Source organism: Streptomyces olivochromogenes (assembly GCF_021538895.1).
GTDB lineage: Bacteria > Actinomycetota > Actinomycetes > Streptomycetales > Streptomycetaceae > Streptomyces > Streptomyces olivochromogenes_A.
This window is the reverse complement of sequence record NZ_JADDRL010000116.1, coordinates 14,604-29,379: the sequence shown is the minus strand read 5'-3', so window position 1 is coordinate 29,379 and position 14,776 is coordinate 14,604. Positions and strand designations below refer to the sequence as shown.

Genomic DNA, 14,776 nt, shown 5'->3' with positions numbered 1-14,776 from the left:
GGGCCGCCTGCCGCCACGAGTCGGCGAGGATGTCGCGCAGCTCGTCCTCGCCCTCCAGCGCGCCGAGCCAGGCCCGGACCCAGGCGAACTGGGCCTCGTGATCGGCGATCCAGAACTTGTCCGGCTCGGCCAGCACCAGTTCGTCGCGCTCCTCCTTGGGGCAGCGCACCGCGATGGAGGTCTCGTCCTCGGGCAGCGTGGCGAACATCTTCCCGGCCACCCGGAAGGTGGGCATGTTCCAGGCCACCTTCTCGGTGGTGTCCGGCAGGGACAGGGCGACACGGCGTACGTCTTCGGCATCCGGCATGACAGGCACCGTAGCCCGTCCCACTGACACTCACCTGGTCAGCGTGGTCACGCGCCCGTGCCCAGGTGCTTGTAGTAGAGCGCGGTCGGCCGCAGCACCCCGGCCGGGCTCGCGGCGTAGTCCGGGATGTCGCCGACCCTCGTCCAGTCGGCCGAGCGGTACAGGTGCTCGGCGGGGCTGCCGGTCTCGGTGTCCAGGTGCAGCAGGGTGATCCCGGCCGCGGCGGCGGCCTCCTCGGCGGTGGCCAGGAGCCCGCGGCCGAGGCCCCGGCCGCGCCCGCTTCGGTGGACCATGAGCTTGACCAGCTCGGCGCGGTGCCGGCTGTTGGGCTTGTCGGGGAAGGCCAGGCTCACCGTTCCGGCCACCCGCCCGTCCTCTCCCCGCGCCACCCATACGGCGAGCTGTCCGGCGGCCACGGCGGCGGCCCGCCCTTCCCACCAGGCGGCGGCCTCGGCGCGGTCGAGCGGTGCGAGGAAGCCGACGGACGCCCCGCCCGCCACGGTGTCGACGAGCAGTTCGGCCAATTCCTCGGCTCCGCCGCGCACTTGGGCCGCGTCCCAGCGGTTCACGCTCACGGCCGCACCACCGCCAGCACATAGCGCGCCTCTCCCGGCCCGGTGGAGCAAAAGCGCGTCGCCCCCCACACCCGCATCCGCAGACAGTCACCGGCGTCGAGGTGGTGCGCCGCCTGCCCCACCGTCACGTCGAGCGCCCCGTCGAGGACCCAGAGGTGCTGTTCCAGGCCGGGCACGGGCGGCCGGTCGTAGGCGAGGTCCGCGCCGGCCGCGAGCCGGCCCTCGACGAGCTCGCCACGCAGCCCGGCGTGCGGCGGCGACACCGAACGTCGTACGAACCCGGCGGTCCGGTCCTCCCACACCGTCTGCTCGGCGGCCCGCACCAGCGGGGCGGGCTCCGCCTCGACCTCGCTGAGCAGCTGGGACATGGTCCGTCCGTGGACGGCGCAGAGCCGGTTGAGCAGCGCGGCCGTGGGGCTGATCTCGGCCCGCTCGGCCCGGGACAGCGTCGACCTGCTGATCCCGCTGCGCTCCGCCAACTCCCCCAGCGACCAGCCGCGTTCGGCCCGCAGCTCGGCCAGGCGGGCGCCGAGCCGGGCGTCCACGGGGTCCGGTGCGCCAACGTTGCCCTGGTGTCTCATATCCGGGACGCTATCCCGAACATGAGACGCCCGTGTTACGGAGGGCTCACGCCTGCGCCGCCTCGCCCAGCGCGTCGAGCACCGGCCGGATCAAGGGGTGCTCCTCGGCTCCGCGCCGTACCGCCGCGAAGACCCTGCGGGTGGGGGCGACGCCGTCCACGGGGCGGACGACCACGCCGGTCAGATCCATGCCGCGCAGCGCGGAGCGGGGGACGAGGGCGACGCCCGCGTCGGCCGAGGCGAGGGCCACGACCGCGCGGAAGTCGTCCGAGGAGTGTTCGAGCCGGGGCTGGAATCCGGCGCTCTCGCAGGCCAGGACGACCACGTCGTGGCAGGGGTTGCCGGGGTAGGGGCTGATCCAGGTGTCCTTGGCCAGCTCGGCGAGGGGGACCTCGCCGGCGTCGGCGAGACGGTGGCTGACGGGGACGACCGCGTCGAACGGCTCGGCGTAGAGCGGGACGTGGGTCAGGCGCGGGTCGTCGGCCGACGGGGCGCCGCGGTACTCGACGGCGACCGCGACGTCGACCTGGCGGTCCAGGACCATGGGGAGGCTGGCGTCGCCCTCGGCGTCCTGGACGCGCATGCGGATGCCGGGCGCCGACCGGGCGAGCCGGGCCACGGCGGGCGCGACGACCTGGGCGATGCCGGTCGCGAAGGCGGCGACCGTGACCGTGCCGGCCGCGCCGGAGCCGTACGCGGCGAGCTCGGCCTCGGCCCGCTCCAGCTGGGCGAGGACCGCGTTGGTGTGGCCGAGCAGGATCTCACCGGCCGGGGTCAGCCGTACGCCCTTGGCGCTGCGCTCGACCAGCCGGTGGCCCGTCTCCTGCTCCAGGGCCGCGAGCTGCTGGGAGACGGCCGACGGGGTGAGATAGAGCGCGGCGGCAGCCGCCGTCACCGTACGGTGGTCGGCCACCGCACGGAGGATGTGGAGCCGCCGCGCTTCGATCATGAGACCGATTGTCTCAAACGCGCCCTTGTGCTTCGGCTCAGACGTCGAGTTCCGCCCGTGCGGCGACGAAGGCGTCCACGGCGCGGTTCACGTCCTGCGTCGAGTGCGCGGCGGACAGCTGGACGCGGATACGGGCCTGGCCCTGCGGCACCACCGGGTAGGAGAAGCCGATCACGTAGACGCCGCGCTCCAGCAGCAGCTCCGCCAGCCGGCCCGCCCGCGCCGCGTCGCCGATCATGACCGGCGCGATGGCGTGGTCGCCGGGGAGGATCTCGAAGCCCTCCTCGGTCATCCGGCGGCGGAACAGCGCGGTGTTCTCGGTGAGCCGCACCCGCAGGTCGTCCGCCGACTCCAGCAGGTCGAGCACCTTGAGCGAGGAGGCGGCGATCACCGGGGCGAGGGTGTTGGAGAAGAGGTACGGGCGGGAGCGCTGCCGGAGCAGGGCGACGATCTCGGCACGGGCGGCGACGTAGCCGCCCGAGGCGCCGCCGAGCGCCTTGCCGAGGGTGCCGGTGATGACGTCGACCCGGTCCATGACGTCGTGCAGCTCGGGGGTGCCGCGGCCGCTCGGGCCGACGAAGCCGACGGCGTGCGAGTCGTCGACCATGACCATCGCGTCGTAGCGGTCGGCCAGGTCGCAGATCTCGCGCAGCGGCGCCACATAGCCGTCCATGGAGAAGACGCCGTCGGTGACGACCAGCTTGCGGCGGGCGCCGCCCTCGGAGGCCTCCTTCAGCTGCCGCTCCAGGTCCGCCATGTCGCGGTTGGCGTAGCGGTAGCGGCGGGCCTTGGACAGCCGGATGCCGTCGATGATCGAGGCGTGGTTGAGGGCGTCCGAGATCACCGCGTCCTCGGGGCCGAGCAGCGTCTCGAACACGCCGCCGTTGGCGTCGAAGCAGGAGGAGTACAGGATCGTGTCCTCCTGGCCGAGGAACGCGGACAGCCGCGCCTCCAGCTCCTTGTGCACCTCCTGCGTACCGCAGATGAAGCGCACGGACGCCATGCCGTAGCCCCAGCGGTCGAGGGCCGTGTGGGCGGCGGCGACGACCTCGGGGTGGTCGGCCAGGCCCAGGTAGTTGTTGGCGCAGAAGTTGAGGACCTCGCCGGGGCGGCCGCCGGCGCTGACGTTCACGGTCGCGGACTGCGGGGTGTCGATGACCCGCTCGGGCTTGTGCAGTCCGGCGGCGCGGATCTCGTCGAGGGTGGCGCGCAGGTCGTCTCGAACAGAGTTGAACATGAGGGGCTCCATCAGGTGCAGGGGGGCGAGTGAGCCGAAGGGGCGCGCCGGTGTCGAGCGATCGAGCGCGCGGAGGCCCGCAGGGCTGAGCACGGTCGGTCGCTCGACACCGGCTTCTGCGCCCCGGAGGCGAACCGAGCCAGAAATCAAGCGGTCCAGTCCAGGATGACCTTGCCGCCCTTGCCGCTCGCCGCGTCCGCGAACGCCGACTCGAAGTCGCGGTAGTCGTACCGGCCGGTGATCACGGGGGTGAGGTCGAGGCCGGCCTCCAGCAGCACCGACATCGCGTACCAGGTCTCGAACATCTCGCGGCCGTAGATGCCCTTGATGGTGATCATCGAGGTGACGATCCGCGCCCAGTCGACGGGGAACTCCTGCGCGGGCAGACCGAGCATCGCGATGCGGCCGCCGTGCGTCATGTTGGCGATCATCTCGCGCATCGCCTCGCCGCGGCCGGACATCTCCAGGCCGATGTCGAAGCCCTCGCGCAGCCCGAGCGCCCGCTGCCCGTCGGCGATCGTGCCCTCGGCGACGTTCAGGGCCAGGCTCGCGCCGATCTTGCGGGCCAGCGCCAGCCGCTCCTCGCTCACGTCGGTGATCACGACGTTGCGGGCGCCGGCGTGGCGGGCCACCGCGGCGGCCATCAGGCCGATCGGGCCGGCGCCGGTGATCAGCACGTCCTCGCCGACCAGCGGGAAGGACAGCGCCGTGTGCACGGCGTTGCCGAACGGGTCGAAGATCGCGGCGACGTCGAGGTCGACATCGACCCGGTGCACCCACACGTTGGTGGCGGGCAGCGCGACGTACTCCGCGAAGGCGCCGTCCCGGCCGACCCCCAGCCCGACGGTGGCGCGGCACAGGTGGCGGCGCCCGGCCAGGCAGTTGCGGCACTTGCCGCACACCAGGTGGCCCTCACCGCTGACCCGGTCGCCCGGCTTGATGTCGGAGACGTCCCGGCCGACCTCGACGACCTCGCCGACGAACTCGTGCCCGAGGACCAGCGGGGTGGTGATGGTCTGCTGCGCCCAGCCGTCCCAGGACCGGATGTGCAGGTCGGTGCCGCAGATCCCGGTGCGCAGGACCTTGATCAGTACGTCACCGGCCCCGATGACCGGCTCGGGGACGTCCGCGAGCCAGAGCCCGGGCTCGGCCTTCTCCTTGACCAGCGCCTTCAACCTACGGCTCCTGTGGGTGAGGTCCAGGTTCAGGGCATGCCGAAGGCGCCCGCACCGGGGACAGGGGGTGGAATCCCTTGCAATCTGCCGTACTGAACGAGGTGGGGTCCATCGAGGTTTTCTTAACCACCGCCTCAGCTTTCCTTCACACCCCCTGATCCCCCACCCGCCCCGGACCTCGACGCTCCTTGATTCACCACCACGGCCCACACCGACGGAACCCGCCCGGACCACCGGGACCCGCTAGCGCACCACGCGAATGTCCGGCAGCGCCGCCGCGTCGGCTCCTTCGCGCACGAGAACCCGCCGAGCCGCCGCGCGGGCCCGGCCCCATCCCGTGTCGCTGACCCCATCCCGTGTCGCTGATCAGAGCCGCCGTCTCCCACCGACCCGGGGACGGATCACGGGTCATCTCGTCGAAGATCGAATCGATCATGCGCAGGTCGGGCAACGCGTCGCGGCTGAGAAGCCCCTGCTCCATCAGGTGCTCGGCCATGCGGAATCCGTCGTCGAAGTCGAGGGCGATCTCGTCCGGCACGACGCCGTGCTTCTCCAGCCATGCCGTCTGGACCGACGAAGGCGCCGCGAGCACGGTCAGTGCCTCCATCAGGAGGCGACGGGGCCACGCGGGATCAGGAGTCTGCACGCCGCGATCGTCCCACCCCGCCGAGGTTGCTCACCACGGGATCCCGGTGTCCTCGCCTCGTTCCAGTCGTACGGCGAGGTCCGCGGCCGTGGACTTGATGGTGTCCAGGCCGGTTCTTCCCCAGGGGCGGGGTTCGACGTCGGCGACGCAGACGGTGCCGAGCACCATCGCGGTGCTGTCGATGAGCGGGGCGCCGAGGTAGGAGCGGATGCCGTACTCGTCGACGACCGGGTTGCCGGCGAACCGCGGGTAGTCGCACACGTCCTCCAGCACCAGCGCCTTGCGCCGGACCACCACATGGGGGCAGAAGCCGTGGTCGCGGGGCATGCAGCGGCCCACCTGAGGCCGGGAGCCGTCGGCCTTCACCACCGGCCCGATGGTCGGGATCCGCAGGCCCGCGAAGAACTGCCGTTCCTCGTCGATGAAGTTGACCATGGCGTACGGCGCGCCGGTGAGCCGGGCGAGGCGGTCCGCGAAGGCGTCCAGGGCGGGCTCCGCACGCTCTCCGAGGCCGAGCCGGCGCAGCCGGTGGGTGCGGGCGGGCGCCTCCCGGTCCTCGGGGGTGAGCAGCAGACCCCTGGCCGGCCGCGGCGGCTCGTAGCTCATGGCCGGGCTCCATGGCTGTGGACGTACCTCATGTGCGGGCTCCGTGGGCGGTGTGCGGGCAGATCACCTGTGGGCGCCGTGGCTCGGCGCGGGCGCCGGGGCGTGGGCGATGAGGTGGCGTACGAGGGTGAGCAGGGTCTGCACACCGGAACTGGAGATGCGGGCGTCGCAGCGGACGACGGGGATCTCGGGGTCCAGGTCGATGGCGGCGCGCACCTCCTCCGTGTCGTAGCGGTAGGCCCCGTCGAAGTCGTTGACCGCGACGATGAAGCCGAGGCCGCGCTCCTCGAAGAAGTCCACGGCCGCGAAGCAGTCCTCCAGGCGGCGGGTGTCGGCGAGGATGACCGCGCCGAGCGCGCCTTCGGACAGCTCGTCCCACATGAACCAGAACCGCTCCTGTCCGGGCGTGCCGAACAGGTACAGGACGTGCTGCGGATCGAGCGTGATGCGGCCGAAGTCCATCGCCACGGTCGTCTCGACCTTGTTCTCGATGCCGTCGAGACTGTCCGTCGCGGCACTGACCGTGGTGAGGAGCTCCTCCGTGCTGAGCGGCGCGATCTCGCTCACCGCGCCCACGAGGGTGGTCTTGCCGACGCCGAACCCGCCCGCCACAAGGATCTTGAGCGCGGTCGGGAACGGGTCAGAGCTGTCGTCGTAGTCCATCGAGCACTGCCTCCAGAAGGGCCCGGTCAGTGGGGTTGTGTTGGAACGCGGGGGGCTTGGTGGTCAACGCTCCGCAGTCGACGAGGTCCGAGAGGAGCACCTTGGTGACCACCGCCGGCAGCTTGAGCTGGGCGGCGATCTCGGCGACCGAGACGGGCCCGTGGCACAGATCGAGCGCCTGGGCGTGTTCGGGGCCGAGGTAGCCGAGCGGGGTGACTCCGGTGCCCATCACCTGCGACATCAGGTCGAGCGCGATGCTGGGCCGGGTGCGGCCGTTGCTGACCGTGAAGGGGCGCACCAGCCGTCCGGCCGCGTCGTCGAGCCAGGGCCCGTCGCCGAGTGCCGGCACGCTCAAGGCCTCATCGCCGGGGGTTCGACGCCGTGCTGCCGGGGAGCGGTCACGAGGTACGGGCGGACGCTCTTGACCAGCATTGCCATCTCGTAGCCGAGCACCGCCGCGTCCGCCTCGCGGCCGGCGAGCACGGCGAGGCAGGTGCCGGAGCCGGCTGTGGTGACGAACAGCAGGGTCGAGTCGAGTTCGACGACGACCTGGCGGACGTCGCCGCCGTCGCCGAACCGGACGCCCGCGCTGCGGCCGAGGGAGTAGAGGCCGGAGGCCAGGGCGGCCATGTGGTCGGCGCTGTCGGGGTCCAGGCCGTGGACGGACTTCACGAGTCCGTCGCAGGACAGGAGCACCGCGCTGGTGGTGTGCGGTACGCGCTGCACGAGGCCGCTCATCAGCCAGTCGAGGTCGGATACCTGGGCGGTCGGCGCATCGCTCGCCATGGTGGATCGACTCCTTGGGGTACGAAGGTCCGCGGGAGCGCGGGTGGGGGTGTGAACGGGGGTGGTCATCCGGCCGGTGCGCTCCCGTCGGGCCGGGCGGTGAGGTCGGATCCGGGCGCATGGACGCGGGCCTCCGCTCTGCGGGCCGCGTCCCGGCGCGGTAGGTCCGGGTGCGGTATGTCCAGGGCGGACGGCGGGGCCACGGATTCCGGACGCGGCTCGTCGGCGGACGTGTGGGTCGTGTCCGGCACGGCCGTACGGGCGGGCTCCTGCTCCAGGTGCTGCTGGGCCTCGGCCAGGCCGACACCGCGCTGGAAGGCCGCCATCAGTCCGGGGTCGTGGCCGACGAGGGTGTCGCTCTCCTGCCGGGGTGCCGGTCCGCCCCGCAGCTGGGGCACGATGTGCTCCTGGGCGCGGCGGCGGGGCAGTTGGGGCTTGCCCATCGTGCCGCGTACGGCGCCGGGGACGCGCGGGGAGGGCGGCGCGACGGCGTTCTCGGCGACGGTCCGCCGTTCCTCGGGCCTGATACCGGGCACCGCGTCGGCGGGATTGGCCCGCGCCCGCCGAGCACCACGCACCGGCAGGGGCGTCGGCCCGTAAGGCGTCGCCTCACCTGAAGACGCGTCCGCCGATCCTTCACGCAGCCCGTCCCGCGAACCGCCCACGGAACTCACGGAGGAACGCCCGTGGGAATCGACGCCCCCGCCACCCCCGTCCATGGAATCGCCACGTCCGCCGTGAGAACCGACCGCCCCACCCAGCGAACCGCCGGATCCACCGAGGAAGCTGCCGAGTGCGCCCTGCGAACCGGCGGGCCCGCCCAGGGAACCGGTAGATCCGCCGAGAGAGCCGACCGACCCACCCAGGGAACCGGCAGGTCCGCCTTCAGAGCCGACGGGACCGCCCTGGGGACCGGCATGTCCACCGAGGGAGCCGACCGACCCACCCAGGGAACCGGTAGATCCGCCCTGAGAGCCGACGGGACCGCCCTGGGGACCGGCATGTCCACCGAGGGAGCCGACCGACCCACCCAGGGAACCGGTAGATCCGCCCTGAGAGCCGACGGGACCGCCCAAGAGGCCGGTGGGTCCGTCCAGCGAACCGGCGAACTCGCCCAGGGAACCGGTAGATCCACCGGAAGTGCCAACCGACCCACCCAGGGAACCAGCAGGTCCGCCCTCAGAGCCGACGAGCCCGCCCTGCGAACCAACGGCCCCACCCAAGGAACCAGCAGATCCACCCACCGAACCGGCCGACCCGCCCAAGGAAGCGGTAGATCCGCCGAGAGAGCCAACCGACCCACCCAGGGAACCAGTTGATCCGCCGGGGTATCCGGGCGCTCCGCCCGGGGAGCCGGCAGGCCCGCCTAGGGAACCACCGGCCCCGCCCGGTGAGTCGGCGAGACCGCCATGGCCCCCGGCGCGTCCGTCATGGCCCCCGCTGGATACACCATGCACCCCGGTGCGCGAGCCGTGAACGCCCGTAGGTCCGCCATGATCCTCGGCAGATCCACCCTTGCCTCCGGCAGATCCGGCATGCCCCCCAGCAGATCCGCCGTGCCCCCCGGCAGGCCCGCCCAGTAGCGCGGTCACTCCCCCCAGGGTTCCGGTCGTCGGTCCGCTCAGTGGGTCCGTCGGATGTCCGTCCGGGATCTCGTCGCCGGGGAGGCCGTGGCGGGGGCCGGCGGCGGCGCCGCCAGCGCCCTGGCCCGCGAAGGGAGTTGCGTCCGCGGCCCCTCCCAGGGCGGCGGGGCCCCCGCCGCGCCGCGGATGCAGCTGCGCCGACGGCACCCCGGGCAGGTGCCTCGCGCTCGCACCGTCCCGCGGTTGCGGTACGACTCCGGGCGCACCCGGTGTCGTACCCAACAACCCCTGCGGGACCACGAGTACGGCCTGCACACCGCCGTAGATGTTGGTCTGCAGGCGGACGTGGATGCCGTGCCGCCGGGCGAGTTGGGAGACGACGAACAGGCCGATGCGGCCGTCGGCCAGCAGGCTGGCGACGTTGACCTGGTCGGGGTCGGCGAGCAGGGCGTTCATCCTGGCCTGTTCGGCGACCGGCATGCCCAGTCCGCGGTCCTCCACCTCGACGGCCAGCCCGGACGTGACGAGGTTGGCGCGGAGCAGCACCTGCGTGTGCGGGGCGGAGAACACCGTGGCGTTCTCGACGAGTTCGGCCAGCAGATGGATGACGTCGGCGACGGCGTGCCCGCGCAGCTCGCCGTCGATCGGCGGTACGAGCTTGACCCGGGAGTACTGCTCGACCTCGGCGATGGCCGAGCGCAGCACCTCGGTCATCGACACGGGGTTGCTCCACTGCCGCCGGGAGACCGCGCCGCCGAGCACCGCGAGGTTCTCGGCGTGCCGCCGGATCCGGGTGGCGAGGTGGTCGACGTGGAAGAGGCCCTTGAGCAGGTCGGGGTCCTCGATCTCGTTCTCCAGCTCGTCGAGGATCGAGATCTCCCGGTGCACCAGGGACTGCAGCCGCCGCGCGAGGTTGACGAACACCTCCAGCTTCTGCTCGCTGCCGGCCTGGCTGGAGAGCTGGGCGGCCTGCACGACGGCGGTGACGGCGCCGTCGTGCGCGCGGGCGAGATCCGCGGCGAGCAGCTCGAACTCGTCCGCGTCCGCGGGCGGTCCGCCGCGTGGTTTGCGCTGCGGCGCGCCCTCGCCCCGGCGCAGCGTCTCCACCAGGGACCGCAGGTCGGCCTCGCCGCGCGCGGCGCTGCGCCGCAGGGCGCCGACCCGGTCGCTCACCGACCGGGCGGCCCGGCCCGCGGCCACGGCGGCGATCACGATGCCCACGCCGGTCACCGAGATCGCCCCGGCGAGCACGGCCCAGAGGGTGAGGCCGGGCCGCGCTCCGGTGGAGCGGACGGTGAACAGGACCGCCGCGCTGGCGCTGAGGGCGACCGCGACGGGCGGCAGCACGGCGAGGCGCAGGAGTTGGGGCCGTATGTGCGTCTCGGGCAGTGCGGGAACGGGGCGGGCGACCGGTCGCCCGTGCCGGCCGCCCTCACGGCGGTCGGCGCGTGCGGCCGGTGCACGGAGGTGAGACATCGGTGTCCTCGTACTGGTCCGTCGGGCCTGATTCCTCGCGGTGCGCGAGGTGGGCATGCGCCATCGCGATGTCGGTCGAGGCAGCCGACGAAATTCGGCCCTGCGTCGCCCGACGGACACTCACAGTAGTCGCCTGTGCATCACGTGCGGTGGGCAGTTGACAAAGTCCCCCGGCCGACGTCCCGCTCTGGTATGAGGCCTCGTACGACAGACCGATAACCCTGTCGTTGTGGGGAGTTGTAGTGGCTCGATTCGATCCGGCCTGATCGAAATCGTTCCGGGCGGTCGCACACACGTCGCCACCCACACGAGGAGGACCGCTCCTGGAACCCGGAGCCGAGGCGCGAGCGCGCCGAGGGGTCTTCGTGCCCCGTGTCAGCGCTCGCCGGCGAGGTCTAGGTCCCGGGGGGCGGGTGCCGCGGTGTCCGTCGGACGTGAGCCGCCCCACGTCTGGGGGACGGGCCCGGACACGACGCGCCACCAGGGGTCGGAGGGGAGCTTGCCGCCGGGCTCGAAGGGCTCGCCGGGCCGGGGGAAGGCCACGGCCTGTCCGGCCCCCTCGGCGGCGTCCCTCGTCCACTCGCCGGGCTCGGCCCACGCGTGCGTGGCGAGGTTGAAGGTGCCCCAGTGGATCGGCAGCAGCACACCGTGCGGGTCGCCGCCCTGGAGGTCGAGGTGGGCCCGCAGGGCCTCCTCGGGGGTCATGTGGATGTCGGGCCAGAACTCGCTGTAGGCGCCGAGCTGGATCATCGTGGCGTCGAACGGACCGTGCTCGGCGCCTATGTCCTTGAAGCCGTCGAAGTATCCGGTGTCACCGCTGTGGTAGATCCGGTGCGACTCCCCGGCGACGACCCAGGAGGCCCAGAGCGTGTGCTGGGTGTTGCGCAGGCCGCGGCCGCAGAAGTGGCGGGCCGGGGTCGCGGTCAGGGTGAGCCCGCCGACCTCGGTGGCCTCGTGCCAGTCCAGCTCGCGCAGCCGGTCGGCCGAAACGCCCCAGTGCTCCAGGTGGGCGCCGACACCCAGGGGCACGGCGAACAGGGTGTCCGTGCCGGCCAGCGCCTTGATGGTGGGCAGGTCCAGATGGTCGTAGTGATCGTGCGAGATGACCACGACATCGACCGGGCCGAGCGCGGCGAGCGGCAGCGGCGCCGGGTGCAGCCGCTTGGGCCCGGCGAACGGGAACGGGGAGCAGCGCTCGCCCCAGACGGGGTCGAAGAGCACCCGCTGCCCGTCGATCTCCGCGAGCACGCTGGAGTGTCCCATCCAGGTCAGCCGAAGACCGGTGGCGGGCGGCTTCGCGAGGTCGGCCAGGGTGGTGGGGTGCACCGGGACGGTGCCCTTCGGGGAGCGCAGCGGCCGCTCGTCCTTGTCGAAGTACACCTTGGCGAAGTCCAGCATCGAACCGGAGGGCCGGGTCCGCGCGGGGCCTCCGGGGTTCTGGAAGACACCGTCCTTGAAGTGGGGCGACCTGCGGATGCGCGCGAGGCGCTCGCCGCCCGGGTCCACGCCGAAGGCAGCGGGCCGCAGCGAGCGGAGCCCGGAGCTCAGGGAACGCAAACCGGTCACGGTACCTCCAGGTGGTGTCGCTGAGGTCATCCATTATGGAGGGCCCCTCCGACAACCCGACGTGCCCCTGGTCACGGCCGGTTTCCGGGGCGCTCCTGGGTACGGCGGCGCCCGGATGTCACATCCGCGCGGCCCCCGGCCGTCGTACCGGTGAAGGCACCCGCACCGAGGTGCTCCCGTGACCCGATTCCAGGAGGTGGCCCCATGGCCCGCGTCTCCCTCACCCCTCCCCGTACCTTCGTCCTCCGGCTCACCGAGTGGTACTCCCGGCGCGCATACGGCAAGACCCTCGACCCGGTCCGGGCGCTCGCGCACAACCCGCGCGTTCTGTGGAGCGATCTGCGGTTCGAGCGGTCCGTGGCGAAGTGGAACCGTCTCGACCCCGATCTGAAGGGTCTCGCGGAGATGGCGACGGCCGCGGCGATCGGCTGCTCGTGGTGCATGGACTTCGGCTACTGGGCCGGCCGGGAGCGCGGCACGGCGCCCGAGAAGGTGCACGACGTTCCCGTATGGCGGGACAGTGACGCGTACACGCCCCTGGAGCGGGACGTCATGGCGTACGCCGAGGCGATGACGGCCACCCCGCCCACCGTCGACGACGAGCTCGTGGACCGGCTGCGCGAGCGGCTGGGCGAGCCGGCCCTGGTGGAGCTGACGGCGATGGTGGCGGTGGAGAACCTGCGCTCGCGGATCAACTCCTCGCTCGGCCTGACCAGCCAGGGCTTCAAGGACTCGTGCGAGGTACCGGCGTCACGCAGCGGCGACCGGACGTCGGCGCGGTAGCCGGAGGGGGCGGACGGAGGCGATATACTGAACCCCCGTTCAGTAATCGCCGCCCGGTGGAGCGTCCGCGAGGAGACAGACCCATGACCGCCCCCTTGATGTCCCTCGCCTGGACCGACCACGTCACCGGCCGCCAGGGCTTCCTCGTCGTCGACCGGCTGGTGCGGGGCGTGGCCAGCGGCGGTCTGCGGATGCGGCCCGGCTGCACCCTGGACGAGGTCGCCGGGCTCGCCCGCGGCATGACCATGAAGGAAGCCCTGCACTACGACCCCGAGGCCCGCTACGTGCCCCTGGGCGGGGCCAAGGGCGGCATCGACTGCGATCCCCGGGCCCCCGAGGCGTACGGGCTCCTGGTGCGCTATCTGCGCGCCATGCGCCCGTACATCGAGAGATTCTGGACCACCGGCGAGGACCTCGGCCTGACCCAGGACCTGGTCGACCGCGCCGCCGCCGAGGCGGGGCTCGTGTCGTCGATCCAGGCCGTGTACCCGCTGCTCGACGACGAGGCGGCCGCGCGGCGGCGGCTCGCGGACGCCTTCGCCGTGGAGGTGGACGGCATCGGTCTGGACGAGCTGGTCGGCGGCTGCGGGGTCGCCGAGTCGGCGCTGGCGGCCCTGGACCGGGCCGGAGTGCCGCACGCGGGGACGCGGGTGGCCGTGCAGGGTCTGGGCACCATGGGCGGCGCCACGGCGCGCTTCCTCGCGCGCGCGGGCCTGCGGATCGTGGCCGTCGCCGACGTCAAGGGCACCGTCGCCAACCCAGCGGGCCTCGACGTCGAGGCACTCCTGGCGGCGCGGGACGCGTACGGCACGGTGGACCGCGCCGCGCTGCGCCCGGGCGACAGCGAACTGCCCGGCGACGCCTGGCTGTCCGCCGAGGCCGAGGTGCTGGTGCCCGCCGCGGTGTCGTACGCCGTGGGCATCGCCGAGCAGGAGCGGATCACCGCTCGCTGGATCGTCGAGGCGGCCAACATGCCGGTGCTCCCGGCCGCGGAGGAACTGCTGGCCGCGCGCGGGGTGACCGTGCTGCCGGACGTGGTGGTCAACTCCGGGACGAACGCCTGGTGGTGGTGGACGCTGTTCGGGGACATCGGCCCGGACGCGGACGAGGCGTTCGCGCACACCCGGCGCTCGATGCGCGCGCTGGTCGACCGCATGCTGGCCCGCGCGGAGGCCGACGGCACGACACCGCGCGCGGCCGCCCACGCGATCGTCGCCGACCGGCTGCCGGTGATCGCGGAGCGCTTCGGCTGGTACCGGTGACCTCATACCCGGGCGGGAATTGAGGCGGGGGCGCGGCGGCAGCAGAGTCGTGGGCACACCCACCCGAGCGTCGCGAGGAGAGCCCGCCATGTCCGCCATCGACCCGCAGTCCCTGATCGAGCGCTACATCGGTCTCTGGAACGAGCCGGACCCGGAGACCCGCCGCAAGACCGTGCACGCCCTCTGGGCCGAGGACGGACGGCACGTCCTGCTGCCGCCCCGCACGATGCACGACGAGGCCGTCGGCCTCGGCTTCGCCACCGCCGTCCTGGAGGCCCGTGGCCACGAGGAGCTGTACGCGCGCGTGGCGCGTGCGTACGAGGAGTTCGTGGCGCCGGGGACGTACGTCTTCCGCGTCCGGGAGGCGCCCCGGCTGCTGCGGGACGTCGTCACCTTCCGCTGGGAGTCCTTCCACCAGGAGGAGGGCCGGGCGACCGGTGGCGGCCTGGAGTTCCTGGTCCTGGACGGGGACGGGCGCATCGCGCGCGACTACCAGTTCGTGGACTGACCGGGGACGGGCGCCGGTCCCGGCGGGGGGGCCGGCCGCGAGGAGGCCCCCGCGCCAGGGATTAGGGTGACCG

At 72.9% G+C, this 14,776-nt stretch carries 16 protein-coding genes; 3 read left to right on the top strand and 13 right to left on the bottom strand.

Features of this window, described 5'->3' with window-relative positions; translation table 11 throughout:
- The 13 genes from IPZ69_RS37880 to IPZ69_RS37820 form a co-directional block, all read right to left on the bottom strand.
- On the bottom strand, positions 1 to 307 hold a 307-nt coding region (locus IPZ69_RS37880; RefSeq protein ID WP_235459249.1), incomplete at its 3' end, for an MmcQ/YjbR family DNA-binding protein.
- Between the two features lie 47 nt (positions 308 to 354).
- The gene (locus IPZ69_RS37875; protein ID WP_235459248.1) at positions 355 to 882 is read right to left on the bottom strand and encodes a GNAT family N-acetyltransferase; all 528 of its coding nucleotides are present in this window, start codon (positions 880 to 882) and stop codon (positions 355 to 357) included.
- A complete protein-coding gene (locus IPZ69_RS37870) occupies positions 879 to 1,463 on the bottom strand; it encodes a helix-turn-helix domain-containing protein (protein ID WP_235459247.1) in 585 nt (194 codons plus the stop codon). Before IPZ69_RS37870 ends, IPZ69_RS37875 begins: the two co-directional genes overlap by 4 nt.
- A 46-nt stretch (positions 1,464 to 1,509) precedes the next feature.
- The gene (locus tag IPZ69_RS37865; protein WP_235459246.1) at positions 1,510 to 2,412 is read right to left on the bottom strand and encodes a LysR family transcriptional regulator; all 903 of its coding nucleotides are present in this window, start codon (positions 2,410 to 2,412) and stop codon (positions 1,510 to 1,512) included.
- A 37-nt stretch (positions 2,413 to 2,449) separates the two neighbouring features.
- The gene (locus IPZ69_RS37860) at positions 2,450 to 3,649 is read right to left on the bottom strand and encodes a glycine C-acetyltransferase (protein WP_235459245.1); all 1,200 of its coding nucleotides are present in this window, start codon (positions 3,647 to 3,649) and stop codon (positions 2,450 to 2,452) included.
- A gap of 146 nt (positions 3,650 to 3,795) precedes the next feature.
- Positions 3,796 to 4,824 (bottom strand): L-threonine 3-dehydrogenase, encoded by a 1,029-nt coding sequence (gene tdh, locus IPZ69_RS37855; RefSeq protein WP_235459244.1) that lies wholly within the window; start codon positions 4,822 to 4,824, stop codon positions 3,796 to 3,798.
- A gap of 193 nt (positions 4,825 to 5,017) precedes the next feature.
- Positions 5,018 to 5,431, bottom strand: coding sequence for a hypothetical protein (locus tag IPZ69_RS37850; protein WP_235459243.1), 414 nt, complete (start codon positions 5,429 to 5,431; stop codon positions 5,018 to 5,020).
- A 69-nt stretch (positions 5,432 to 5,500) separates the two neighbouring features.
- A complete protein-coding gene (locus IPZ69_RS37845; protein ID WP_235459242.1) occupies positions 5,501 to 6,076 on the bottom strand; it encodes a GAF domain-containing protein in 576 nt (191 codons plus the stop codon).
- Between the two features lie 63 nt (positions 6,077 to 6,139).
- Positions 6,140 to 6,739, bottom strand: a complete 600-nt coding sequence (locus IPZ69_RS37840; RefSeq protein ID WP_235459241.1) for a GTP-binding protein — start codon at positions 6,737 to 6,739, stop codon at positions 6,140 to 6,142.
- Complete coding sequence (locus IPZ69_RS37835) at positions 6,717 to 7,088, bottom strand: DUF742 domain-containing protein (protein WP_235459252.1); 372 nt, start codon at positions 7,086 to 7,088, stop codon at positions 6,717 to 6,719. The genes IPZ69_RS37840 and IPZ69_RS37835 overlap by 23 nt, the downstream gene beginning before the upstream one ends.
- 2 nt (positions 7,089 to 7,090) lie before the next feature.
- Positions 7,091 to 7,525 (bottom strand): roadblock/LC7 domain-containing protein, encoded by a 435-nt coding sequence (locus IPZ69_RS37830; protein WP_235459240.1) that lies wholly within the window; start codon positions 7,523 to 7,525, stop codon positions 7,091 to 7,093.
- Positions 7,526 to 7,590: 65 nt separating this feature from the next.
- Positions 7,591 to 10,584: a sensor histidine kinase gene (locus tag IPZ69_RS37825; protein WP_235459239.1), complete on the bottom strand. Its 2,994-nt coding sequence runs from the start codon at positions 10,582 to 10,584 to the stop codon at positions 7,591 to 7,593.
- Positions 10,585 to 10,959: 375 nt separating this feature from the next.
- Positions 10,960 to 12,150 carry an MBL fold metallo-hydrolase gene (locus tag IPZ69_RS37820; protein WP_235459238.1) on the bottom strand — a complete coding sequence of 397 codons (1,191 nt, stop codon included), beginning with the start codon at positions 12,148 to 12,150 and terminating at the stop codon, positions 10,960 to 10,962.
- Positions 12,151 to 12,354: 204 nt separating this feature from the next.
- On the opposite strand from IPZ69_RS37820, the gene IPZ69_RS37815 reads away from it, so the two are divergent.
- From IPZ69_RS37815 to IPZ69_RS37805, 3 genes are all read left to right on the top strand, one after another.
- Positions 12,355 to 12,933, top strand: coding sequence for a carboxymuconolactone decarboxylase family protein (locus IPZ69_RS37815; protein ID WP_235459237.1), 579 nt, complete (start codon positions 12,355 to 12,357; stop codon positions 12,931 to 12,933).
- A gap of 83 nt (positions 12,934 to 13,016) precedes the next feature.
- Entirely contained in the window at positions 13,017 to 14,195 is a 1,179-nt protein-coding gene (locus IPZ69_RS37810) for a Glu/Leu/Phe/Val dehydrogenase dimerization domain-containing protein (RefSeq protein ID WP_235459236.1), read from the top strand.
- A gap of 88 nt (positions 14,196 to 14,283) precedes the next feature.
- Positions 14,284 to 14,703: a hypothetical protein gene (locus tag IPZ69_RS37805; protein WP_235459235.1), complete on the top strand. Its 420-nt coding sequence runs from the start codon at positions 14,284 to 14,286 to the stop codon at positions 14,701 to 14,703.
- Positions 14,704 to 14,776: the final 73 nt, after the last annotated feature.